The 21,700-nt window shown below is 64.9% G+C and carries 20 protein-coding genes; 12 read left to right on the top strand and 8 right to left on the bottom strand.

What is annotated here, in order from left to right; genetic code table 11:
- The first annotated feature begins 1 nt into the window (after window position 1).
- Complete coding sequence (locus WC729_RS15360) at window positions 2-778, top strand: polyphosphate kinase 2 family protein (RefSeq protein ID WP_372854275.1); 777 nt, start codon at window positions 2-4, stop codon at window positions 776-778.
- 21 nt (window positions 779-799) lie between these two features.
- Here the strand turns inward: WC729_RS15360 and WC729_RS15355 are convergent, their stop codons facing one another.
- Window positions 800-1,429: a carbonic anhydrase gene (locus tag WC729_RS15355; protein WP_372854273.1), complete on the bottom strand. Its 630-nt coding sequence runs from the start codon at window positions 1,427-1,429 to the stop codon at window positions 800-802.
- 150 nt (window positions 1,430-1,579) lie between these two features.
- On the opposite strand from WC729_RS15355, the gene lipA reads away from it, so the two are divergent.
- Both lipA and WC729_RS15345 read left to right on the top strand, forming a co-directional pair.
- Window positions 1,580-2,512, top strand: coding sequence for a lipoyl synthase (lipA, locus tag WC729_RS15350; RefSeq protein ID WP_372854270.1), 933 nt, complete (start codon window positions 1,580-1,582; stop codon window positions 2,510-2,512).
- Entirely contained in the window at window positions 2,512-2,985 is a 474-nt protein-coding gene (locus WC729_RS15345) for a type II toxin-antitoxin system RatA family toxin (RefSeq protein WP_372854268.1), read from the top strand. The genes lipA and WC729_RS15345 overlap by 1 nt, the downstream gene beginning before the upstream one ends.
- Here WC729_RS15345 and WC729_RS15340 read toward each other — a convergent pair.
- Both WC729_RS15340 and WC729_RS15335 read right to left on the bottom strand, forming a co-directional pair.
- Window positions 2,931-3,446: a CinA family protein gene (locus WC729_RS15340; protein ID WP_372855466.1), complete on the bottom strand. Its 516-nt coding sequence runs from the start codon at window positions 3,444-3,446 to the stop codon at window positions 2,931-2,933. The genes WC729_RS15345 and WC729_RS15340 overlap by 55 nt on opposite strands.
- A 2-nt stretch (window positions 3,447-3,448) precedes the next feature.
- A complete protein-coding gene (locus WC729_RS15335) occupies window positions 3,449-4,603 on the bottom strand; it encodes a bifunctional 2-C-methyl-D-erythritol 4-phosphate cytidylyltransferase/2-C-methyl-D-erythritol 2,4-cyclodiphosphate synthase (protein ID WP_372854266.1) in 1,155 nt (384 codons plus the stop codon).
- Between the two features lie 86 nt (window positions 4,604-4,689).
- On the opposite strand from WC729_RS15335, the gene dusB reads away from it, so the two are divergent.
- From dusB to WC729_RS15295, 8 genes are read left to right on the top strand one after another with little or no spacing between them, the layout of a single operon-like run.
- Complete coding sequence (gene dusB, locus WC729_RS15330) at window positions 4,690-5,691, top strand: tRNA dihydrouridine synthase DusB (protein WP_372854264.1); 1,002 nt, start codon at window positions 4,690-4,692, stop codon at window positions 5,689-5,691.
- Window positions 5,692-5,695: 4 nt separating this feature from the next.
- Window positions 5,696-6,760 carry a nitrogen regulation protein NR(II) gene (locus tag WC729_RS15325; RefSeq protein WP_372854262.1) on the top strand — a complete coding sequence of 355 codons (1,065 nt, stop codon included), beginning with the start codon at window positions 5,696-5,698 and terminating at the stop codon, window positions 6,758-6,760.
- A 10-nt stretch (window positions 6,761-6,770) separates the two neighbouring features.
- Entirely contained in the window at window positions 6,771-8,225 is a 1,455-nt protein-coding gene (ntrC, locus tag WC729_RS15320; RefSeq protein WP_372854260.1) for a nitrogen regulation protein NR(I), read from the top strand.
- Between the two features lie 53 nt (window positions 8,226-8,278).
- A complete protein-coding gene (locus WC729_RS15315) occupies window positions 8,279-10,495 on the top strand; it encodes an ATP-binding protein (RefSeq protein ID WP_372854258.1) in 2,217 nt (738 codons plus the stop codon).
- A gap of 3 nt (window positions 10,496-10,498) precedes the next feature.
- Complete coding sequence (locus WC729_RS15310) at window positions 10,499-11,872, top strand: sigma-54-dependent transcriptional regulator (protein WP_372854256.1); 1,374 nt, start codon at window positions 10,499-10,501, stop codon at window positions 11,870-11,872.
- 54 nt (window positions 11,873-11,926) lie between these two features.
- Window positions 11,927-12,481, top strand: coding sequence for an RNA chaperone Hfq (gene hfq, locus WC729_RS15305; protein ID WP_372855464.1), 555 nt, complete (start codon window positions 11,927-11,929; stop codon window positions 12,479-12,481).
- Window positions 12,478-13,770 carry a GTPase HflX gene (gene hflX / locus WC729_RS15300; RefSeq protein WP_372854254.1) on the top strand — a complete coding sequence of 431 codons (1,293 nt, stop codon included), beginning with the start codon at window positions 12,478-12,480 and terminating at the stop codon, window positions 13,768-13,770. Before hfq ends, hflX begins: the two co-directional genes overlap by 4 nt.
- 59 nt (window positions 13,771-13,829) lie before the next feature.
- A complete protein-coding gene (locus WC729_RS15295; RefSeq protein ID WP_372854252.1) occupies window positions 13,830-14,354 on the top strand; it encodes a DUF4844 domain-containing protein in 525 nt (174 codons plus the stop codon).
- Window position 14,355: 1 nt separating this feature from the next.
- On the opposite strand, the gene mazG is transcribed toward WC729_RS15295, so the two are convergent.
- From mazG to metG, 5 genes are all read right to left on the bottom strand, one after another.
- Window positions 14,356-15,120: a nucleoside triphosphate pyrophosphohydrolase gene (gene mazG / locus WC729_RS15290; protein ID WP_372854250.1), complete on the bottom strand. Its 765-nt coding sequence runs from the start codon at window positions 15,118-15,120 to the stop codon at window positions 14,356-14,358.
- Window positions 15,121-15,228: 108 nt separating this feature from the next.
- On the bottom strand, window positions 15,229-15,435 hold the full coding sequence (locus WC729_RS15285; RefSeq protein ID WP_372854248.1) for a hypothetical protein: 207 nt from the start codon (window positions 15,433-15,435) through the stop codon (window positions 15,229-15,231).
- Window positions 15,432-16,196 carry an MBL fold metallo-hydrolase gene (locus tag WC729_RS15280; protein WP_372854246.1) on the bottom strand — a complete coding sequence of 255 codons (765 nt, stop codon included), beginning with the start codon at window positions 16,194-16,196 and terminating at the stop codon, window positions 15,432-15,434. The genes WC729_RS15285 and WC729_RS15280 overlap by 4 nt, the downstream gene beginning before the upstream one ends.
- On the bottom strand, window positions 16,193-16,969 hold the full coding sequence (locus WC729_RS15275; RefSeq protein WP_372854244.1) for a TatD family hydrolase: 777 nt from the start codon (window positions 16,967-16,969) through the stop codon (window positions 16,193-16,195). Before WC729_RS15275 ends, WC729_RS15280 begins: the two co-directional genes overlap by 4 nt.
- Window positions 16,969-18,504: a methionine--tRNA ligase gene (gene metG / locus WC729_RS15270; protein ID WP_372854242.1), complete on the bottom strand. Its 1,536-nt coding sequence runs from the start codon at window positions 18,502-18,504 to the stop codon at window positions 16,969-16,971. Before metG ends, WC729_RS15275 begins: the two co-directional genes overlap by 1 nt.
- A 348-nt stretch (window positions 18,505-18,852) precedes the next feature.
- Here metG and WC729_RS15265 point away from each other — a divergent pair, with 348 nt between their 5' ends.
- Window positions 18,853-21,294, top strand: a complete 2,442-nt coding sequence (locus WC729_RS15265) for a TonB-dependent receptor (RefSeq protein ID WP_372854240.1) — start codon at window positions 18,853-18,855, stop codon at window positions 21,292-21,294.
- Window positions 21,295-21,700: the final 406 nt, after the last annotated feature.

Below are 21,700 nucleotides of genomic sequence, written 5' to 3'. Positions count from 1 at the left end.
CATGACGATCAATCTCTCGGATTACGAAACCGGCGCCAAATACCAGGGCGACTATGACGACGACCTGGCCAAGCTGCAGGAGCGGCTCGCCCATATCCAGGTCGCGCATATCGTCCACAAGCGCCGCGCGCTGATCCTGCTCGAGGGCTGGGACGCGGCGGGGAAGGGGGGCATCATCCAGCGCCTCACCGCCGAATGGGACCCGCGCAACTTCCAGGTCTGGCCGATCAAGGCGCCGACCGAGGACGAGCTCGGCCATCATTTCCTGTGGCGCTTCTGGAAGAAGCTGCCCGCCAATAGCAACATCGCCGTGTTCGATCGCAGCTGGTACGGCCGTGTCCTGGTCGAACGCGTCGAAGGTTTCGCGAAGGAAGCCGAGTGGCGCCGCGGCTATGACGAGATCAACGAGTTCGAGGCACAGCAGGGCGATTCGGGCACGACTATCGTCAAGCTGTTCGTCCATGTGACTCAGGCGGAGCAGGACGAGCGGCTCAAGGCCCGGCTCGCGCATCCCTGGAAGCGGTGGAAGACCGGCGCCGAGGACTATCGCAACCGCGACAAGCGCAGTGAGTATCTCGACGCGATGGCCGAAATGTTCCGCCGCACCGATACGCGCTGGGCGCCCTGGCATGCGATCGACGGCAACCACAAAAAGGCTGCTCGAATCGCAGCGCTGACCGTCATAGCGGATCGGCTCGAGGCCAATGTACCGATGGACGCGCCGCCGATCGACCCCGAGGTGGAGAAGTTGGCGCGCAAGGCGCTGGGACTCAAATAGGCCGGGCCCCCGATGGCGCGCTCACGCCGCCGAGAACTGGCCGCTCTCGTCCATCAGGTGCAATTTGCCATCGGCGATCGCGAAATAGGCGCCGTGCAGTTTGAGCGTTCCGGCTTTTTCGCGCTCCGGGATGCACGGGAAGGTGCGTAAATTGTGCAGGCTCACCCGCACCGTTTCGAGCTCCAGCTCGCGTATCGCGGCAGGTCCCATACCGTATTTGGCCACGATCTCGTCGCGCGCCTCGTCCAGCATGTCGACCCAATGCGCGATGAACCCGCCGGCCCCTGGCGCGCGCCCGGCAAAGCGGCGTGACAATGCGGCTTCGACGCCGCCGCACGATCCATGGCCCATCACGACGATATCCGAGACCTCAAGCTGGGTCACCGCGAACTCCAGCGCGGCGGAAACGCCATGACGACTGCCATCGAGCTCGAACGGCGGCACCAGATTGGCAATATTCCGCACGACGAAAATCTCCCCCGGGGAGGTATCGAAGATCTGGGCCGGGTCGACTCGACTGTCCGAGCACGCAATCACCATCACGCGCGGATTCTGACCCGAACCCAATTCCTCCCAGCGACCGCGCTGTCGCGCCCAGTCATGCGCGCGGAAGCGCCGATACCCGTCGAGCAAGTCCCAATAGCCGCTCACTGAACCTCCGATCGTCCCTGGTCCACCGCACGCAAAACCGAGCAAAGCATCGTGGCCGTTCCTGGCCCTCGCGTTAGAAGATAGTACGGGGCTTCGACAAGCTCGGTTGCGACGGTTGTGGGGGAGGGCGCGGGTCGCTATCTGGCCCTCATGAACGAGATGACGCCGCTCAACCCAGCCCCCCGCCAGCGCAAGCCCGACTGGATCAGGGTGAAGGCACCGACCAGCACCGGTTTCGCCGAGACCAAGGCAATGATGCGTCGTCTCAACCTCAATACCGTGTGCGAGGAAGCGGCCTGCCCGAACATCGGCGAGTGCTGGACCAAGAAGCACGCGACGGTGATGATCCTGGGTGACACCTGCACCCGCGCCTGCGCCTTCTGCAACGTGAAGACCGGCATGCCCCGGGCCGTCGACGCGCTGGAGCCGCAGCACACCGCCGATGCCGCCGCCGAACTTGGCCTCGAACATATCGTCATCACCTCGGTGGATCGCGACGACCTGCCTGATGGTGGCGCGTCGCAGTTCGTGAAGGTGATCCAGGCGCTCCGCCGCACCACGCCGAAGACCACGATCGAAATCCTCACCCCCGATTTCCGCAACAAGGCGCAGGCCGCGGTCGAGTCGATCGTTGAGGCGGGCCCCGACGTCTACAACCACAATCTCGAAACGGTGCCGCGGCTCTACCCGACGATTCGCCCGGGTGCGCGCTACTACGCGTCGCTGCGCCTGCTCGAATCGGTCAAGCGCCACGATCCGTCGATCTTCACCAAGTCCGGCGTGATGGTCGGCCTCGGCGAAGAGCGGCTTGAAGTCCATCAGGTGATGGACGACATGCGCTCCGCCGACATCGATTTCCTGACCATGGGCCAGTATCTCCAGCCGACCCCGCGCCACGCCAAGGTGCTGGATTTCGTCACGCCCCAGGCCTTCGACGCCTATGCCGCGATCGCCCGTGCCAAGGGCTTCCTGCTGGTCGCCGCCTCGCCGCTGACCCGGTCGAGCTATCATGCCGGTGACGATTTCGCGAAGATGCGGGCCGCGCGCGAGGCTCAGCTGTCGAGGGGGCTCGCAAAGGGCTGATGCCGCGCCACTCGGAAACTCGCCGGCTTCCTTATTCGCGCGAGCAGATGTTCGATCTCGTCGCCGATGTCGGCAGCTATGCGCAGTTCCTGCCCTGGGTCACCGCCGTCCGTATTCGCTCGAACAGCGATACGGAAATGGTCGCCGACCTGATCGTCGGCTTCAAGGGCCTGCGCGAGACCTTCACCTCGAAGGTCGCCAAGACCCGGCCCGAGCGAATCCATGTCGATTATCTCGACGGCCCGCTCAAATATCTGCGCAACGACTGGGTGTTCCGCCCGCATGCCGATGGCTGCGAGATCGATTTCAGCGTCGATTTCGCCTTCAAGAACCGCGTGTTCGAAATGCTGGCGGGGCAGGTGTTCGGCGCCGCGCTGCGCAAGATGATCGGTGCGTTCGAGGAGCGCGCGGCGAGGCTCTACGGCGCTTCAGGCGCCGGCAGCAGCAGTTCCAGCGCGCACAGGGCCGCCTGAAGCCGAATCCCGCCGCGTCCCAGATCGCCGAAATCCTTGCGATCGGCGACGACATGCCCCGGATCGCCGCCCTTTTCCGCCCGCGCAAACACCACGGTACCGACCGGCTTCTTCTCGGTTCCGCCGCCAGGGCCCGCCACACCGGTGATCGCCACTGCGACATCGGCGCCGCTCTTTTCGAGCGCCCCCTGCGCCATGCTCCACGCCGTTGCGATCGAGACCGCGCCGAACGTCTCGATCACGTCGGAACTCACCTTCAGCATGCTGATCTTGGCGTCGTTGGAATAGGTGACGAAACCGCTTTCGAAGATCTCGGACGATCCGGGGATTTCGGTCAGCGCAGCGGCGACCAGTCCGCCGGTGCAGCTTTCAGCGACCGAGATATGGCGCCCGATCGCCTTGTTCGCATCGACCACGCGTTGCGCGGCGGCGACCAGTTCGGCGGGGAGAATGGTATCCATGCTCATGCCATATCCCCTGATATCCGAATGGTGGCGATCGCCTGGGCGGCGATGCCCTCGCCGCGACCGGCAAAGCCGAGCCGCTCCGTCGTCGTCGCCTTCACGCTGACCTGATTCGGCTTGAGCCGCAACAGCGCCGCGATCCGCGTGCGCATCGACTCGCGGTGCGGCCCGATCTTGGGCGCCTCGCAGATCAGGGTCAGGTCGATGAAATCGATGATCCCGCCCTGCGCCGCGACCAGGGAGGCGGCATGTTCCAGGAACTGCGCCGAATCCGCCCCGCGCCATTTCGGGTCGCTCGGCGGGAAATGCATGCCGATATCCCCATCCGCGATGGTGCCGAGCAAGGCGTCGGTGATGGCATGGAGCGCGACATCGGCATCGCTATGCCCGGAAAGCCCCTTGTCGTGCGGGATCAGCACGCCGCCCAGCCACAGTTCCTCGCCCTCGACCAGCCGATGCACGTCGAACCCGGTCGCGCTGCGCACCCGCATCCCGGCGGCATGGCGCGCCTCGGCGGCGGCGAAGTCGGCCGGATAGGTGATCTTCTCCAGCATCATGTCCCCCTCGACGATCGCGACCGTCCCGCCCGATGCGCGCAGCATCTGGGCATCGTCGGTCGGCTCCTCGCCCTGCCACGCCTTGTGCGCGGCAAATATTGCATCGAAACGAAACGCCTGCGGAGTCTGCACGCGGTACATGCCCTCGCGCGGCACGATCTCGCCCAGGGTTTCTCCGCCGCGTGCCAGCGTATCGGCCACGGGCAGGGCGGGAATGGCACCCTCCTGCGTGTCGAGCGCGGCGAGCAGCCGGTCGATCACCGGGCCGGTCAGGAACGGGCGGGCGGCATCATGGATCAGTACGCGATCGGGTTCGTAGCCAGCGAGCGCCTCGAGCCCGGCCCGCACCGACGCCCGGCGAGTCGCGCCACCGGTAACATGTGCGATATCGCCAAGAGCCGCCGCCAGCGCGTCCTCCTGGCCCGGCCCGATCGCGACGATCACCTGGGATATGGCGGGATGGGCGGCCAAAGCCGAATAGCTGTGCGCAATCATCGGCTTGCCGGCGAGCAGCGCGAACTGTTTGGGCACGGCTCCCCCGGTTCGCATGCCCTGTCCGGCGGCGACGATCAGCGCTGCGGTGCCCCCTCGCGTCATCGCGCCCGCCTAGCCGAACCGGCCGGCGACCGCCAGCCTTGCCGCCCGGGCCATCCTCCCCTATAGGCTGCCCGTTTTTCAGGCACATGACCCAGACCCTCGCCCCCATCCAGATCGGACCCGTCCGGATCGAGCGCCCCGTGATTCTCGCGCCGATGACGGGCGTCACCGACATGCCGTTCCGCACGGTCGTGCGCCGCTTCGGATCGGGCCTCAACGTGACCGAGATGGTCGCAAGCCAGGCCGCGATCCGCGAGACCCGCCAGTCGCTGCAGAAAGCGGCCTGGGATCCGGTCGAGGAACCTGTCTCGATGCAGCTGGTCGGCTGCACGCCGCATGAGATGGGGGAGGCCGCCAAGCTGAGCGAGGATCGCGGCGCCGCGATCATCGACATCAACATGGGCTGCCCGGTGCGCAAGGTGACCAGCGGCGATGCCGGGTCGGCGCTGATGCGCGATCTCGACAATGCCGGGGCGATTATCCGCGCCACGGTCGACGCGGTCAGCGTGCCGGTGACGGTCAAGATGCGCATGGGCTGGGATCATTCCAGCCTTAACGCGCCGGATCTCGCGAAGATCGCCCAGGACCTCGGCGCGAAGATGGTCACGGTGCACGGCCGCACCCGCAACCAGATGTACCGCGACACTGCCGATTGGGCATTCATCCGCCGGGTCAAGGATGCGGTGTCGATCCCGGTCATCGCCAATGGCGATATCTGCTCGATCGAAGACGCCGAGGCGGCGCTCGAGCAATCCGGCGCCGACGGCGTGATGATCGGCCGCGGCGCTTATGGTCGCCCCTGGCTGCTTGCCCAGGTGATGGAATGGTTCGCCACCGGCCGGCGTATCGCCGATCCGACGATCGAACAGCAATATGACCTGATTACAGAGCATTATGATGCGATGCTCTCGCATTACGGCAATGAAGTCGGCGTCAACATGGCCCGCAAGCATATCGGCTGGTACACCAAGGGCCTGCATGGCTCGGCCGAGTTCCGCAACCGCGTGAACCAGATTCCCGATCCGAAGACCGTCCAGGCGATGCTCGCCGAGTTCTACGCGCCATGGCGCAGCCGCGCGGCGGCGTGACGCCATGACGGAAAAGGTGGAGCCAAGCTTCGCCGCTCTCTTTGCCGCTCTTCCGGTCGCCGTCATGGTGATCGACCCCGCGGGGCGGATCGCCTTTGCCAATGCCGAGTGCGAGGCGCTGCTCAACCTGTCCGAGCGCGCGATGCGTGGCCAGCCGCTCGATAGCGTGCTGACGCCACCCGGCGAACCGAGCCGGCGCGACAATCAGGGCTTTTCGGCCTTCGATGCCGAGATCGAGATAGCCCGTAGCGGCCGGATCATGGTCGACTATATCGAGGCGCGAGTGCCCGATCATGCCGGCTGGCGCTCGATCACCCTGCATCATGGCGCCACGTCGCGCCGGATGGGCCAGTCGGTCGATCGCGCCTCCGCCGCGCGCGCCGCGATCGGCGCGGCGGCGATGCTCGCGCATGAGATCAAGAACCCCCTTTCAGGCATCCGCGGCGCGGCGCAGCTCATTGCCGGCGACGGTGACGGCACCGAGGAGCTGACCACCCTCATCACCACTGAGGTCGACCGAATCGCCGCGCTGATCGACCGGATGCAGGATTTCACCGACACCCGTCCGCTCAGTCTGAACCCCGAGAATATCTATCCCTTGCTCGATCATGCCCGCCGTGTCGCGCTGGCGGGGTTCGCGCGGCACGTGACGATCGACGAGCGTTTCGACCCTTCGTTGCCCCCGGTGATGACCGATCGCGACGCGATCCTTCAGGTCGTGCTCAACCTGATCAAGAACGCGACCGAGGCGATGGTCGAGCAGGCCGATGCCCGGATCACGCTCGCCACCGCCTATCGCCACGGCATGGCGGTCAGCCCGGCGCCCGGCCGCCCGCGCCAGCCGCTGCCGATCGAGATCTGCGTGATCGACAATGGCCCCGGTGCACCCGAGGACATTGCCGATCATTTGTTCGATCCGTTCGTCTCGGGAAAGCCCGAGGGGCAGGGGCTTGGCCTCGCGCTCGTCGACAAGCTGGTGCGCGATATGGGCGGGATCGTGCAATATGCCCGGGAAGGGACGCCGCCCCAATCGGTGTTCCGCATCCTGTTGCCCCGAGGATCAGCATGAAGAGCGCGCAATGAAGAACCAGGGCACCATCCTGGTCGTCGACGACGATTCGGCGATCCGTACCGTCGTGGCTCAGGCGCTGCGCCGCGACGGTCACCGCGTCACCACCGCCGCGAGCCTTGCCGAACTCGATGTGCAGCTCGCGGCAGGCCTGCCCGACGTGCTCATCACGGATGTCGTGCTGCCCGACGGCAATGGCCTCGACCGGGTCGAGCGGCTGACGGTGGAATATCCCGGCCTGCCGGTCATCGTCTTCTCCGCGCGCAACACGCTGACCACCGCGGTGCGCGCGACTGAAGTCGGGGCGTACGACTATCTGCCCAAGCCGTTCGATCTCGACGTGCTCGCCCGGGCGGTGCAGGGCGCACTCGCGCGTGGCCCCGGCGCGCCGGAAGAGCGCCCGGACGAAGTCGATTCGGCGCTCCCGCTGATCGGCCGCTCGCCCGCGATGCAGGACGTCTATCGGATCATCGCGCGCGTCGTCTCGAATGACCTGACGGTGCTGATCTCGGGCGAATCGGGTACCGGCAAGGAACTGGTCGCCCGCGCGATTCACGATCTCGGTCCGCGCAAGCGCTCGCCCTTCGTCGCGCTCAACATGGCGGCCATCCCGCGCGAGCTGATCGAGGCGGAGCTGTTCGGCCATGAACGCGGCGCCTTTACCGGCGCCCAGGCGCGTTCGGCCGGCCGGTTCGAGCAGGCGGAAGGGGGCACGTTGTTCCTCGACGAGATCGGCGACATGCCGATGGAGGCGCAGACCCGGCTGCTCCGCGTGCTCCAGTCCGGCGAGTTCACCACCGTCGGTGGCGCACGCACCATCCGCGCCGATGTGCGCATCGTCGCGGCGACCAATCGCGATCTCACCCAGCTCGTCGCGACCGGCCAGTTCCGCGAGGATCTGTTCTATCGCCTCAACGTCGTGCCGGTCAGCCTGCCGGCGCTCCGGGCCCGGCGCCAGGACATCGCCTTGCTCGCCCGCCATTTCCTCGATCGCGCCGCGGAGGGCGGCCTGCCGCGCAAGCAGCTCGATGCCGCGGCGATCACCTCGCTCGAAAGCTATGATTGGCCCGGCAATGTCCGCGAGCTGGAGAACATCATGCGCCGCATTGCGGTGCTCAGCCGCGACGAACGGATCGGCGCTGACGAAGTACGGGCCATGATCGGCGCGTCGTCGTCGTCGCTGCCGGCCACGCCTGGCGATCCCGGTATCGAGGCGGCCGTGCACGCCCGGCTCGAACGGCTGGCGCGCGAGGAGCCGGCAGCGCTCGACGATGGAAGCTTGTACGATCGCATCATCGGCGAGGTTGAACGCCCGCTGATCGAGGCACTGCTTGCGCGCCACGGCCAGAACCAGCTGAGGGCTGCGCGGGCGTTGGGAATCAACCGCAATACCCTGCGCAAACGACTCGATACCTTGGGCATCGATCCTGACGCAGGGCGGTCGGGCGGTAGCGATACGGGCTGACCTGTGCGCATTTGTGTGTTTTCCTTGCAACAAAACGTTGTATTGAAGACACGATGACGGTCGACGCGGCTCCCGCGAACATAAAGAAGCCGCTGGGTTTACGCTTCAGCGTGACGCCGTTTGTCGAATTGCTGGTGCTGGCCGGTGCGGCCGCCATCGCGACGGTGAGCTATTTCATCATCTCAAGCGGCCAGGCGTCGCCGACTCTGCTCACGCCGCTGCTCGTCGCTTTGCTGCTCGTCGCCAATCTCGTACCGGGCGTCGCGCTGCTCGTCCTGGTCGGCCGGCGGATCGCGATGCGCCGTGCCGCCCGGTCGCCCATCGGGGGGCGGGGGCGGCTCCATGTGCGGCTGGTCGCACTCTTCTCGGTGATCGCGGCGGTGCCGACCCTGCTGGTCGTGATCTTCGCGTCGCTGCTGTTCCAGTATGGCGTGGAATTCTGGTTCTCGGATCGCGCGCGCGGCATGCTCGAGAATGCGACGTCGCTGGCGCAGGAGAATTACAAGGCGGAGCTGAACCGCGTCAGCGAGGAAACGCTGACGATGAGCGGCGATCTCGCCGGCTATCTCAAAGGCTATTCGATCGACAGCGATGAGTTCGCCAAGGGATTCGGCTTTCAGGTGTTCCGTCGCAACCTGTCTGAGGCAGTGATGACTCGCGTCATGCCTGACGGGCAGATGCAGGCGCTGGCGCTGGTCAATCCCTACGACCGGCCGCTCGACAAGGTCATCACCCCCCAGATGATCGCTGCGATCGACCATGGCGCGCCGAGCGTCATTGTTCAGAACAGCGATCGCGCTGCGGCCGTCGTGAAGCTCGCTTATGGCAAGAACACCTATCTTTACGCCGCACGCGTGTTCGAACCCCGTATCGCTGCCCAGTTGAAGCGTGGCCAGACGATCCTGAACGATTATCGGACGCTCCAGACTCGATCGCGCTCGCTGCAGCTCAAATTCAACGCGGCCCTGCTGCTCATTTCGTTGCTGATCGTCGCCATTGCCGTGTGGATCGCGCTGGAGGTTGCCGATCGCCTTGTCCGCCCTGTGGGTGAATTGGTCGCCGCGGCGCACCGGGTTGCGACGGGCGACCTGTCAGCACGCGTGCCTACGCCACGGACCGATGACGAAGTCGGCACGCTGGGCACGGCGTTCAACCAGATGACCGGCCGGTTGCAGGAACAGACCGGCGCGCTCGAAAGTCGTCGCGCGCTGATCGAGGCCGTGATGTCGGGCGTCACCGCCGGTGTCATCTCGATTACCGGCGACGGCCGGATCCGGCTGATCAACCGCTCTGCCGCGATGTTGCTCCACACCGGCGACGAAGATCTGGTCGGACGCCCGCTCGGCGAGGTTTCGCCCGAACTCGACGCATTGATCCGCGGCGAAACGCGCGAATCGATCGTCGAGGTGGATGTCGATGGCGAGGCGCGGACCCTGGCGGTGAAGATCGCGCGCGCCGATGAGGGGCCGATCCTGACCTTCGACGACATCACCGGCCAGTTGCTCGATCAGCGCCGCGCTGCCTGGGCCGATGTCGCGCGCCGGATCGCGCATGAGATCAAGAATCCGCTGACCCCGATCCAGCTCGCCGCGGAGCGCCTGCAGCGCCGCTACAACAAGCAGCTGCCGAACGACGACGGCACCTTCACCCGCCTGACCGAGACGATCGTCCGCCAGGTCGGCGATCTCCGGCGCATGGTCGACGAATTCTCGTCCTTCGCGCGCATGCCGAAGCCGACCTTCCACGACGAATCGCTGCTCGATATCGCGCGCCAGACCTTGTTCCTGCACGAGGTCGCGCATCCCTCGATCCGTTTCGACCTCGTGCATGATGATACCGGGCCGATGCTGGTGTGCGACCGCCGCCAGATCGGCCAGGCCTTCACCAACATCGTCAAGAACGCCGTTGAGGCGATCGAGGCGCGCGGGGAGGGTGCGGAAGGTGCGATCACCATGACGCTCGCCCAGAAGGACAATGCGGTGATCGTGTCGGTCGCCGATGACGGGGTCGGCCTGCCCGCGGCCCGCGAACGGCTGGTCGAACCCTATGTGACGACGCGCGCCCGCGGCACTGGCCTCGGCCTCGCGATCGTCAAGAAGATCGTCGAGGAACATTGCGGCACGATCGGCTTCACCGACCGCGAAGGGGGCGGCACGGTGGTCATGATGATCTTCGACACGGCATCGCTGGCGACGATGGATACCGGAGGGCGCGATACCGACGAGGGGGAAGACCGCCTTACTCCTGAACTCACGAGAAATCGGACCTGAATCATGGCACTCGACATCCTCATCGTCGACGACGAGCACGACATCCGCGAACTGGTCGCGGGTGTGCTGGAAGACGAAGGCTATGAAACCCGCGGCGCGGCCGACAGCGACGCCGCGCTGGAGGCGATCTCCGCCCGGCGCCCCTCGCTGGTGTTGCTCGACGTCTGGCTGCAGGGCTCGCGTCTCGACGGGCTTGAGCTGCTCGACGAGCTGAAGCGCCGCGATCCGTCGATTCCGGTGCTGGTCATCTCCGGCCACGGCAATCTCGACACCGCGGTCGCCGCGATCCGCCGCGGTGCCGCCGATTTCATCGAAAAGCCGTTCGAGGCTGAACGCCTGCTGCTGATGGTCGCCCGCGCGACCGAGACCGAGCGGTTGCGGCGTGAGGTCGCGTCGCTGCGCGCCTCGGTCGGCAGCAACAACGATCTCACCGGCAGCTCGGCAGCGATCAACGGCGTGCGCGCCACCTTGAAGCGTGTCGCCTCGACCGGCAGCCGCGTGCTGGTGATGGGTGCGGCCGGCGTCGGTAAGGAAGTCGCCGCACGCTTGCTTCACGGCTGGAGCCAGCGCGCCAACTCGCCCTTCGTGATCGTCAGCGCGGCGCGCATGACGCCCGAGCGAGTCGAGGAAGAATTGTTCGGCGTGGAGGAGGGGGGGCAACTCGTCCGTTCAGGGCTGCTCGAACAGGCACATGGCGGCACCTTGTTCCTCGACGAGATCGCCGACATGCCGATCGCGACTCAGGCGCGCATCCTGCGAGTGCTGACCGATCAGAGCTTCACCCGCGTTGGCGGCCAGCGAGTCGTGAAGGTCGATGTCCGCGTCGTCTCCGCCACGGCCCGCGACCTGACTCTCGAGATCGCCGAAGGGCGCTTCCGCGAGGATCTCTATTATCGCCTCAACGTCGTGCCCGTGCTGATCCCCGGCCTTGCCGAGCGGCGCGAGGACATTCCGGCGCTGGTCGGCCATTTCATCGCGCATTACGCTTCGGAACGCCGTGTGCCGACGCCGGAGATCGCGCCTGACGCCATGGTCGCGCTGCAGAGCTATGAATGGCCGGGCAATGTCCGCCAGCTCCGCAACGTGGTCGAGCGGACCGTCATCATGGCGCCGGGCGACCGGATCGGGCGTATCGATCTCGATCTGCTGCCCGCCGAGGTGCTCGGCGACCCCGGCGACATGGGCGGCAGCGCCAATGCGATCATGGGATCGCCGCTGCGCGAGGCGCGCGAGACGTTCGAGCGCGAATATCTCCGCATCCAGATCCGCCGTTTCTCCGGCAACATCTCGCGCACCGCGAGCTTCATCGGGATGGAGCGGTCTGCCCTCCATCGTAAATTGAAGCTGCTTGGAATCACGGAAACGCGCGACGAATAGTGGACGAAACACGCGGTCGCTCCTAAATGGATATACCGCGCCAGACAGGCGCGCATCCGACGCCGGGAACCCGGCGCATCGCGGGCAAACCACCCGCCAAGAACAAAGGATCGACCGATGGCCGACAAGCAGACTTCGCTGCAAGACCTCTTCCTCAATGCCCTCCGGCGTTCGAAAACGCCGGTGACGATGTTCCTCGTCAAGGGGGTCAAACTCCAGGGTATCGTGACCTGGTTCGACAATTTCTCGGTGCTGCTCCGCCGCGACGGCCAGTCGCAGCTGATCTACAAGCACGCCATCTCGACGATCATGCCCTCGGCCACGGTCGACGTGGCCGCGATCGTAAACGCGGTGGGCGAAGCGCAGAAAAAGGCGCCCTTGCTTCAGGAGATTTTCCTGAACGCCGTGCGCAAGTCGGACGACAATGTCACCATGTTCCTGGTCAATGGCGTCATGCTGCAGGGTCAGATCGCAGCGTTCGACCTGTTCTGCATGCTGCTCCAGCGCGATGGCATGTCGCAGCTCGTCTACAAGCACGCCGTGTCGACGATCCAGCCGGCCCATCCGCTGAATTTGGCTGATGAAACAGCAGGTTCGGACGACGATTGACCACAGGTTTCGAACGTGATCGCGACGAGTTCGCGCGGGGTGCGCGGGCCGTCGTGGTCTATCCCGAACATGGCGTGTCCTCACGCGACGCCGCTGCTCGTCTCGACGAGACCGCTGGTCTCGCCGAGGCGATCGGCGTGGTCGTGGCCGAAAAGGTCGCATTCCGCGTCCGTCAGGCAAAGCCTGCAACCCTGATCGGAAGCGGTCAGGTCGAGCAGCTCGCCGCGACGGTCCGCATGGAAGAGGCGGGGCTCGTCGTATTCGACGCCCCGCTGACGCCAATCCAGCAGCGCAATCTCGAAAAGGCGCTCGAAGCCAAGGTCATCGACCGCACCGGCCTGATCCTCGAGATCTTCGGCGAACGCGCCGCGACCGCCGAGGGGCGGCTGCAGGTTGAGCTCGCGCATCTCGACTACCAGGCCGGCCGCCTCGTGCGCAGCTGGACTCACCTCGAACGCCAGCGCGGCGGCTTCGGCTTTCTCGGCGGCCCCGGCGAAACCCAGATCGAGGCCGATCGCCGCCTGATCCGCGACCGCATGGCGCGGCTCCGCAAGGAACTCGACCAGGTCACCCGCACCCGCGGCCTGCACCGCGACCGCCGCCAGCGCGCGCCCTGGCCAGTGATTGCGCTGGTCGGCTATACCAATGCCGGTAAATCGACGCTTTTCAATCGCTTGACGGGCGCTGACGTCATGGCGGAAGACCTGCTCTTCGCCACGCTCGACCCGACGCTGCGCCAGATCTCGCTGCCCGGTATCGACAAGGCGATCCTGTCGGACACGGTGGGGTTCGTCTCGGAACTGCCAACTCAGCTCGTCGCCGCCTTCAAGGCGACGCTCGAGGAGGTGATCTCGGCCGACCTGCTGATCCATGTCCGCGACATCGCGCATCCCGACAGCGCCGCGCAAAAGGCCGATGTCGAGGCCGTGCTGACCGAGATCGGCGTCGCCATCACCACGCCGCGGATCGAGGCCTGGAACAAGCTCGACCTGCTCGACGAAGACGACCGCACGGAGCGAGTGGGGGAGGCGGAGCATCGCCCCGATATCGTGGCGCTATCGGCCATGACCGGGGAAGGGGTCGACACCCTGATCGACAAGGTCGCCGCGCTGCTGACCAAGGCCCATCGCCGCTACCGGATCGAACTCGCGGCATCCGACGGCGCCGGCGCTGCGTGGCTGCACCAGCACGGCGAAGTGATCTCGCAGGAAATCGAAGACGACAGCGCGATCTACGAAGTCCGCATGGCCGAGCGCGATTACGAGCGATTCAATCAGCGAAACGATTGAGCAATCATCTTCTCGCCGGCATGCTGGCCAGTAGGCGATTGCGCGGCTAACTATCCTGAATGCGGATGTTCTTGATAATTTGCGGCGTCATTGCGTTGGCCTCGATCACCGGATTCGGCGCCCTTGGGCAGCGAGCCGCTCTATTTCCAACGGTTTCGACGGAAACGGTTCAATTGACCGCGGTTATCAGGGCGCGTCTTCGCAGCCTAAAGGCAGAGCACAAATTCCAGCCAAACAATTATCCGCCATTGGGATATGTGGGCGTAGAGACGTCTGAAGAAGAGAAGCTGGCCGTGGCGGCCGTCGATAGGGTTATCGACAATATCCTCGGGCAGCATAATGCGCCCATAGCCGCCGAGAAGGTTTCCGCGCTGATCGGCGAGGGGATGCAGCAGGTCGATCAATTGGCCACCGAGGACCGTGATCGAACCGCGGGTTACATGATCGAAATCTGGTATATTCTTGGCTTCAAAGGCGCGACCGGGCGCTTTGCCTATGGTTCAGCGTATCCGCGGCCATCGGGATATGGTGAACCCCTGCCGCCCGGCTGGACTTCACCCGATCATCCTCGGCGCATAGGCTAACCTAATCGAACCGATGTTCAGCTCTCTTGGCGGATAGCCAAAGCTCTTCCTTGGCCTCCAGATCCAGTCCGGCAAACGCGTCGCCGGCCTCAGCCTCCATCGCCTTGAAGCGCCGTTCGAACTTGGCATTCGCCACGCGCAACGCAGCCTCCGGATCGACGCCGAGATGGCGCGACCAGTTCACCACCGCGAACAGCAGGTCGCCGATCTCTTCCTCGCGCTCCGCCGGCGTCGCCGCTTCGATCTCGGCGATCTCCTCGTCGATCTTAGCCCTGGCGCCCGACGGATCGGGCCAGTCGAACCCGGTACGCGCCGCGCGCTTCTGCAGCTTCTCGGCGCGGAGCAGGGCGGGCAGGCCGACCGCGACCCCGTCCAGCGCGCCGGCATCGCCTTTGGCCGTGCGCTCGACGGCCTTCAGGCGTTCCCAATGCTGCTCATGGCCGCCATCGCTGTCGCCGAAGACATGCGGATGCCGGCGCTCCATCTTGTCGCTGATCGACGCCACGACGTCAGGCAGCGCGAACAGGCCGGCTTCCTCGGCCATGCGGCTGTGGAATATGACCTGGAACAGCAGGTCGCCGAGCTCGTCCTTGAGATCTGCCATATCGCCGCGCGCGATCGCGTCGGCGACCTCATAGGCTTCCTCGATCGTGTACGGCGCGATCGTCGCAAAATCCTGCGCGACATCCCAGTCGCAGCCGCGTTCCGGATCGCGCAACCGCTCCATGATCGCGACGAGGCGTTCGATATCGGAAGGGCCGCTCACGAACGGGGGAGTCCTGTCTCAGACATATCCGTCAGTTCGATAATACACATTATGTTAAATTGAGATATGCGCAAAACAGTCCCCCCAGTACAAGCCCCGCGGTGTTTCTCAGCCAAACAGGCTGCCAATGGCGGCGCCAGTGCCCGTCGCCTGCTGCCACAGCACCACCAGAAGGAACAGAACGCCGAAGATCGCGACCCAGGCCAGCGCCATCTTGAACACGTCTTTGATCGGCAGCCGGCGCGCCATCAGCGCCGATAAGGGCAACAGCAGGATCAGCAGATAATAGATCATGTCGGCTGACTGTTCGTTCACGGCATCACCTCCATGCCGTCATAACCGGGTTCAACCCCGGCCGGAAGCGCGGCGCGCAAGGTAGCGTAGTCCATCGACTGGTCCATATGGATGAAGACGGCGCGCCGCGGTTTCAGCTCTTCGATCCACTCCAGCACGGTCGGCACGTCGGGATGAGTCGGATGCGGCCGGTAACGCAGCGCATCCACGATCCACACGTCCACGCCCTGATAGAGCATACGCATATCATCGGTCAGGATATTGAAATCAGTGGCATATCCGATCGACCCGGCCGCCGTGTCGAACCGCAGCCCGGCCGACAGGATGTTCCCATGCGGCTGGTCGACCGCGCGGGTCGCGATGTCGCCGATGGCGATCGCATCGGGCAGCGATTCCATCTCGACGGTCGACGGATAGCCGTCGCGCCCGAGAAAGGCATAAGCGAAGCGCTCGACCAGCGCGTCCCGCGTCATCGGCCGCGCCAGCCCGCGCACCGGATGGCCCATCGCATGATAGACCTGCCGCAGATCGTCGACCCCATGGCAGTGATCGGCATGGTCGTGAGTCCAGATCACCGCGTCGACTGTCGAGACCTCAGCCGCCAGCAACTGCTCGCGCATGTCCGGGCTCGTATCGACCAGAATGCGCGTCGTGTCGGTCTCGACCAGGATCGACGCGCGCAAGCGCCGGTTGCGCGGCTCGACCGGATCGCAATCGCCCCAGTCATTGCCGATCCGCGGCACGCCCGACGAAGTACCGGACCCGAGGATCCGGACTTTCACGCGCGCGTCTTGGCGAACAGTTTGTGGAAGTTCGCCGCCGTGGTGTCGGCCAGCACTGACAGCTGTTCGCCGCGCAGCTTCGCCAGGAATTCAGCCGTATCCGCCACGAAAGCCGGCTCGCCCGTCTTCCCGCGATTCGGCACCGGCGCAAGGAAGGGCGCGTCGGTCTCGATCAGCAGCCGCCCGATCGGCAGCCGCGCCGCAGTCTCCTGCAAATCCTTCGCGTTCTTGAAGGTCACGATCCCCGAAATCGAGATATAAAACCCCAGGTCCAGCGCGATATCGGCAAAGGCGCCGCTTGCCGTGAAGCAGTGGATCACGCCCGGATAGGCGCCCTTCCCCATCTCCTCGCGCAGGATCTCGGCCGTATCCTCCTCGGCATCGCGCGTGTGCACGACGATCGGCAGCCCGGTTTCGCGCGCGGCGGCGATATGCGCGCGAAAGCTCGCCCGCTGCCGGTCGCGGTCGCTATGGTCGTAATAATAATCGAGCCCGCTCTCGCCGATTCCGACCACGCGCGGATGCGCCGCGCGCTCGATCAGCTTCGCCGTACCGACATCGGGATGCTGGTCCGCCTCATGCGGATGGATGCCGACGGTCGCCCATACGTCCGGCTCGCGCTCCGCCGTGCCGATTACCGCATCCCATTCGCTCTCGCGCGTCGAGATATTGAGCATCGCCGAGACGCCCCGCGCCCGCGCGCGCGCCAATATCTCGGGCTGCTGCTCGGTCAGCCCTTTGTAGTTCAGATGGCAATGACTGTCGGCGAACATCAGGCCTCCGTCAGCTCCAGCCGCGGGAACACCCCGCTCGGCGCCGGCAAGAGCGTGCCCGCCGCCACCGGTACGCCAAGCGAGTCGAAATTCCGCGCGGCCGCATCTTGACCCAACAGGTCGAGCAGCTGGTCGGCACCGTCCGGGATCGCCCAGCGTGCCATGATCGCGATTCGCCGGATCGCTTCCGTCGTCAGGTGCAGGATCGCGTCCGCCCGCGCGGGGTCGGTCTTGCGCACGCTCCATGGTGCCGCGTCGGCGAAATACTGGTTCGTATCGCGCGCCGCGGCCCAGACCGCTTCCAGCGCATTGTGGAGCGCCAGATCCTTCATTGCGTCGTGCAAGCCCGCCTCGGCCGCTGCGATGCTTTCCATCAGCGCGTCGTCTGCCTCGGTCCGCGGGCCAGCCTCGGGGACGACACCCCCGCAATTCTTGGCGATGATCGACAGGCACCGCTGCGCCAGATTGCCGAAATTATTGGCGAGATCGGCATTGCACCGCGTGACGATCGCCTCTTCCGAATAGCTCCCGTCCTGGCCGAAACTCACTTCGCGCAGGAAGAAATAGCGTAGCGCATCGACGCCGAAGCGATCGACCAGATCGATCGGATCGGTGACGTTGCCGAGGGATTTCGATTCCTTCTCGCCGCGGTTGAGCAGGAAGCCGTGCCCGAATACCTGTTTCGGCAAGGCAAGCTTCGCCGACATCAGGAATGCCGGCCAGTAAACGGCATGGAATCGCACGATATCCTTGCCGATCACGTGAAGATCGGCCGGCCAGTAGCGCGCCAGGTCGGCGTCATTGTCGGGATAGCCCGCCCCGGTCAGATAATTGGTCAGCGCATCGACCCAGACATACATCACATGCCCCGGGCTGCCCGGCACCTTGACGCCCCAATCGAAGCTGGTCCGCGACACCGACAGGTCGGAAAGCCCGCCCTCGACGAACCGCATCACTTCGTTGCGCCGCGCATCTGGCCGGATGAAATCGGGCTGCGCCTCGTACAGGTCGAGCAAAGGCTGCTGATATTTGGACAGCTTGAAGAACCACGTCTCCTCGACCGTCCACTCCACCGGCGTGCGCTGGGGGGATAGTTTGCCCCCTTCCCCGTCCGGAATCAGTTCCTTCTCGTCGTAGAACGCCTCGTCGCGGACTGAGTACCAGCCTTCATACTTGTCCATATACAGGTCGCCGGAAGCCTCCATCGCCAGCCAGATCGCGGCGCTCGCCGCATGATGGCCCGGCTCGACCGTGCGGATGAACCGATCGTACGAGATATTCAGTCGGTCATCCATTTCTTTGAAATAACCGGACATTTCATCGGCCAGCGCGCGTGTTTCGACGCCCCGGTCGCGCGCCGTCTGGACCATCTTCAGGCCATGCTCGTCAGTGCCGGTCTGGAATCGCACGTCGCGCCCCGCCTGGCGGTGATAGCGCGCGATCGCGTCGGTCGCGATCGCTTCATAGGCATGGCCGATATGCGGCCGCCCGTTCGGATAGCTGATCGCGGTGGTGATGTAATAAGGCTGACCCATGCCCGGCCTCCTAGCGCGGTTGCCGGGCGATTAGAACACCCAACGGCCTTTGGCGCCCGCAGGCGTCGGATCAAGTCGATGCCATGTCGACGTTGGACCATCCGACGAACAGATTTTAAATCCACTATCGGATACGAATGTTATTCGAGACAATACCGTGAAATATTCCAGGATATCGTCAGCCTTATCCACAGATTCATGAAGATGTCCGGCTATATTAAATTAAAATGATGTGAAAATGACAAGACTGTATTGGTTGTGTTACAGAAACTGTAACATTTCTGACCATCATCATCTGTAGCGGCCTCGATACCGGGACGGGATGTCCCGCTTAAGGGGATTCTACACATGCATGATCGCAAAGCCTTCCGGGTCCAGCTGCTGCTGGGCGGCGCCCTGCTGGCAACCCTGGCAGTGCCGGCTTTCGCAGAGACCGCGCCCGCACCCGCTCCGGCCGCGGATGCGGTAAAGCCCGCCGACGCGCCCGACGCCGATAGCGGCCAGATCGCCGATATCGTCGTGACCGCGCTTAAACGCGAGACCAACCTCCAGAAGACGCCGATCGCGATCTCGGTGATCAGCCCAACGGTCATTGCCGACCGCCACGTGCAGAGCCTGATCGACCTGGCCGACGGCGCCATCCCGTCGCTGCGCATCGCCACCTTCGAGGCGCGCCAGTCGGCGCTGACCGTCGGCATCCGCGGCATCGTGCCGTTCGACGCGAACCAGACGGCGCGCGACCAGGGCGTCGGCGTCTATATCGACGGCGTCTATCTCGGCCGCCAGCAAGGCTTGAACGCCGCCCTGTTCGATGTCGAGCGCGTTGAAGTGTTGCGCGGGCCCCAAGGCACGCTGTTCGGCCGCAACACCGAAGGCGGCGCGCTGAGCATCGTCACCAAGGCACCGACCGGCGAGTTCGACGGCCGGGTCTCGGCCGGCGTCGGCAATTACGGGGAATATGACGGTCAGATCCATCTCGACCTCCCCGCTTTCCACAATTTCGCGGTCAAGCTCGATGGCGTGATCCAGCACCAGGATCCGATGGTGAAGGATCCGCTTGCGGGCCAGATCGGCTGGAATGCGTACAACCGCGTCGGCGGCCGCATCTCCGCGCGCTGGCAGCCGTTCGACGGCTTCACCGCCGACTTCTCGTTCGACAAGGCCAAGGACGAGAACACGCCCTTTTACAGCCAGCTGATCAACTACAATCCGAAGGGCCTGACCGTCGGTGTCTATACCGGCACCACGCTCGGCGCGCCCGCCGGGAGCGCCTGCCCCTGCATCGCACCGCTGCCGCCGCTGGTCGGCGTCCATCCGGATCGTCAGTCGGTTGCCGATGTCGGCGTGCCGCAGCAATACAGCGTCGACGAGACCAGCGGCGAAAGCGCGAAGCTCTCCTGGAAGATCTCGCCCGCGATCGAACTTCGCTCGATCACCGCATGGCGCAAGGTCTCGACCAACCAGTGGGACAATTCGGGCGGTCCGGAGCGCGTTCCGTTCGTGCCGAACGGCAAGTTCAGCCGCTACAGCCTGTCGGACCTGTATCAGAGCCAGTTCAGCCAGGAATTCCAGGCCGTCGGCAGCATCCCGCAGGTCGATTACGTCGCGGGCCTCTATTATTTCAACGAACAGGCCCGGGAATCGGCCGCGACCCCGTCGTCGAACCAGTGGAACGCGGATGGCACCGCCTACACGATCCTCCCGTCTCAGGTGTTCGGACCGATCGGCTCCGGCAATCAGGGCTGGGATTACAATTCGCGCTTCCTGCAACGCGCCAGCTTCGCCCGCACGCGCAGCTACGCCGCCTATGGCCAGGCGACCTACACGCCGGACTTCGCCGACGTGCTGCACCTGACGGTTGGCGGCCGCTACACCAAGGACAAGCGCGACGGCGCCCTCTACATCGTGTCCGGTGTGCCGACGCCTTACCAGCTGCACTATGATCGCGGCCGGTTCGATCCAATGGTCACCCTGGCGTTCGACGCGACGCCGGACGTCAATCTCTATGCCAAATATTCGACCGGTTTCCGCGCCGGCGGCGCGAACGACCGCTCGTCGAACTTCTCGCCCTTCGGTCCGGAATCGGTGAAGGCGTATGAGGTCGGGGCCAAGATGGACCTGCTCGACCACAAGGTTCGCGTGAACCTGGCAGGCTATATCATGGATCGGTCGGGGACTCAGATCGACTTCGACAATGTCGATACCAACCAGTTCCTGCCCGGCACCACGACACTCAACCCGAACTTCAACCTGCACACCGAGAATACCGCCAATGCGCCGGGCATCTCGAAGATCCGGGGCGTCGAGGCGGACATTATCGTGCGCCCGATCGAGCACCTGACGTTCGGTGCGTCCTACGCTTACACCTACACCAAGGTGCCGCTGACGCCGAACCCGAACCCGGGGCCGACGTTCGGCATGCCGACCCAGGTGTTCGTCGTCTACACGCCGCCTAACGCCGCTTCGGGCTATGTGGATTACGAAGTGCCGGTCGGCGGCGACGATATGAAGGTCCGCCTTCACCTCGACGCCAACTATGCCGATGCGGATTACAGCTTCCAGGCGGAGAATGTGAAGACCGACTCCAGCTTCATCGTGAACGGCCGCCTCGCGCTGGCTGACGTTCGGATCGGCGAGGCCAACAAGGCGACCTTCTCGGTCTGGGCGCGCAACCTGCTCGACGAGCAGCACATCTATCGCCGCTCGGGCGCCAATGACGGCGTGCTCGGCAGCTATGCGAACTTCAACCCGCCGCGCACCTTCGGCGGCGAAGTGAGCGTCAACTTCTGATCGATCTTCCGGGCACCCGAGCGGCGCCCGGGACTGGCCGGAAAACGATCGACCCGGACCAACCATCGCGTCGGTCCGGGTCGATCTGTTTTCGCCGTTTCAGCTATCCCCCTCTACCCTTCCCCGGCGAAGGCCGGGGCCCAGCTGGGAAGGCCCCAGTGATGATCCGCAACGGCAATCGCTATTGTCCCCCAACTGGACCCAGTATCGGGTTGAACATGCCCCGCATGTTCAAGGATCGTCGGAGCGACGATCCGACCCGATACTCTCCGCCGGGGAAGGAACAGGGATGAACTCACAGCCGAGAAAGGCCCCAACGGCCCTGACCTCCGGGGTACGCCGCGTCGCCACAAGGGCAGTCTTGCTCGTCAGCGGCTCAGGCGGCTACGTGCCCGTGCCTGGCGCT

This window comes from Sphingomonas sp., assembly GCF_041661825.1.
Classification (GTDB): Bacteria; Pseudomonadota; Alphaproteobacteria; order Sphingomonadales; family Sphingomonadaceae; genus Sphingomonas.
This window is presented reverse-complemented; position numbering and strand designations above follow the sequence as displayed.

Excerpts from the sequence above, each read along its gene's own strand:
- WC729_RS15345 (WP_372854268.1), top strand. The coding sequence starts at position 2,512 with ATGCCGCGCCACTCGGAAACTCGCCGGCTTCCTTATTCGCGCGAGCAG.
- lipA (WP_372854270.1), top strand. The coding sequence starts at position 1,580 with ATGAACGAGATGACGCCGCTCAACCCAGCCCCCCGCCAGCGCAAGCCC.
- metG (WP_372854242.1), bottom strand. The coding sequence starts at position 18,504 with ATGGGTCAGCCTTATTACATCACCACCGCGATCAGCTATCCGAACGGG.
- WC729_RS15360 (WP_372854275.1), top strand. The coding sequence starts at position 2 with ATGACGATCAATCTCTCGGATTACGAAACCGGCGCCAAATACCAGGGC.
- WC729_RS15315 (WP_372854258.1), top strand. The coding sequence starts at position 8,279 with ATGACGGTCGACGCGGCTCCCGCGAACATAAAGAAGCCGCTGGGTTTA.
- WC729_RS15295 (WP_372854252.1), top strand. The coding sequence starts at position 13,830 with ATGCGGATGTTCTTGATAATTTGCGGCGTCATTGCGTTGGCCTCGATC.
- dusB (WP_372854264.1), top strand. The coding sequence starts at position 4,690 with ATGACCCAGACCCTCGCCCCCATCCAGATCGGACCCGTCCGGATCGAG.
- WC729_RS15335 (WP_372854266.1), bottom strand. The coding sequence starts at position 4,603 with ATGACGCGAGGGGGCACCGCAGCGCTGATCGTCGCCGCCGGACAGGGC.
- WC729_RS15325 (WP_372854262.1), top strand. The coding sequence starts at position 5,696 with ATGACGGAAAAGGTGGAGCCAAGCTTCGCCGCTCTCTTTGCCGCTCTT.
- WC729_RS15275 (WP_372854244.1), bottom strand. The coding sequence starts at position 16,969 with ATGTTCGCCGACAGTCATTGCCATCTGAACTACAAAGGGCTGACCGAG.
- WC729_RS15265 (WP_372854240.1), top strand. The coding sequence starts at position 18,853 with ATGCATGATCGCAAAGCCTTCCGGGTCCAGCTGCTGCTGGGCGGCGCC.
- WC729_RS15340 (WP_372855466.1), bottom strand. The coding sequence starts at position 3,446 with ATGGATACCATTCTCCCCGCCGAACTGGTCGCCGCCGCGCAACGCGTG.
- WC729_RS15310 (WP_372854256.1), top strand. The coding sequence starts at position 10,499 with ATGGCACTCGACATCCTCATCGTCGACGACGAGCACGACATCCGCGAA.
- ntrC (WP_372854260.1), top strand. The coding sequence starts at position 6,771 with ATGAAGAACCAGGGCACCATCCTGGTCGTCGACGACGATTCGGCGATC.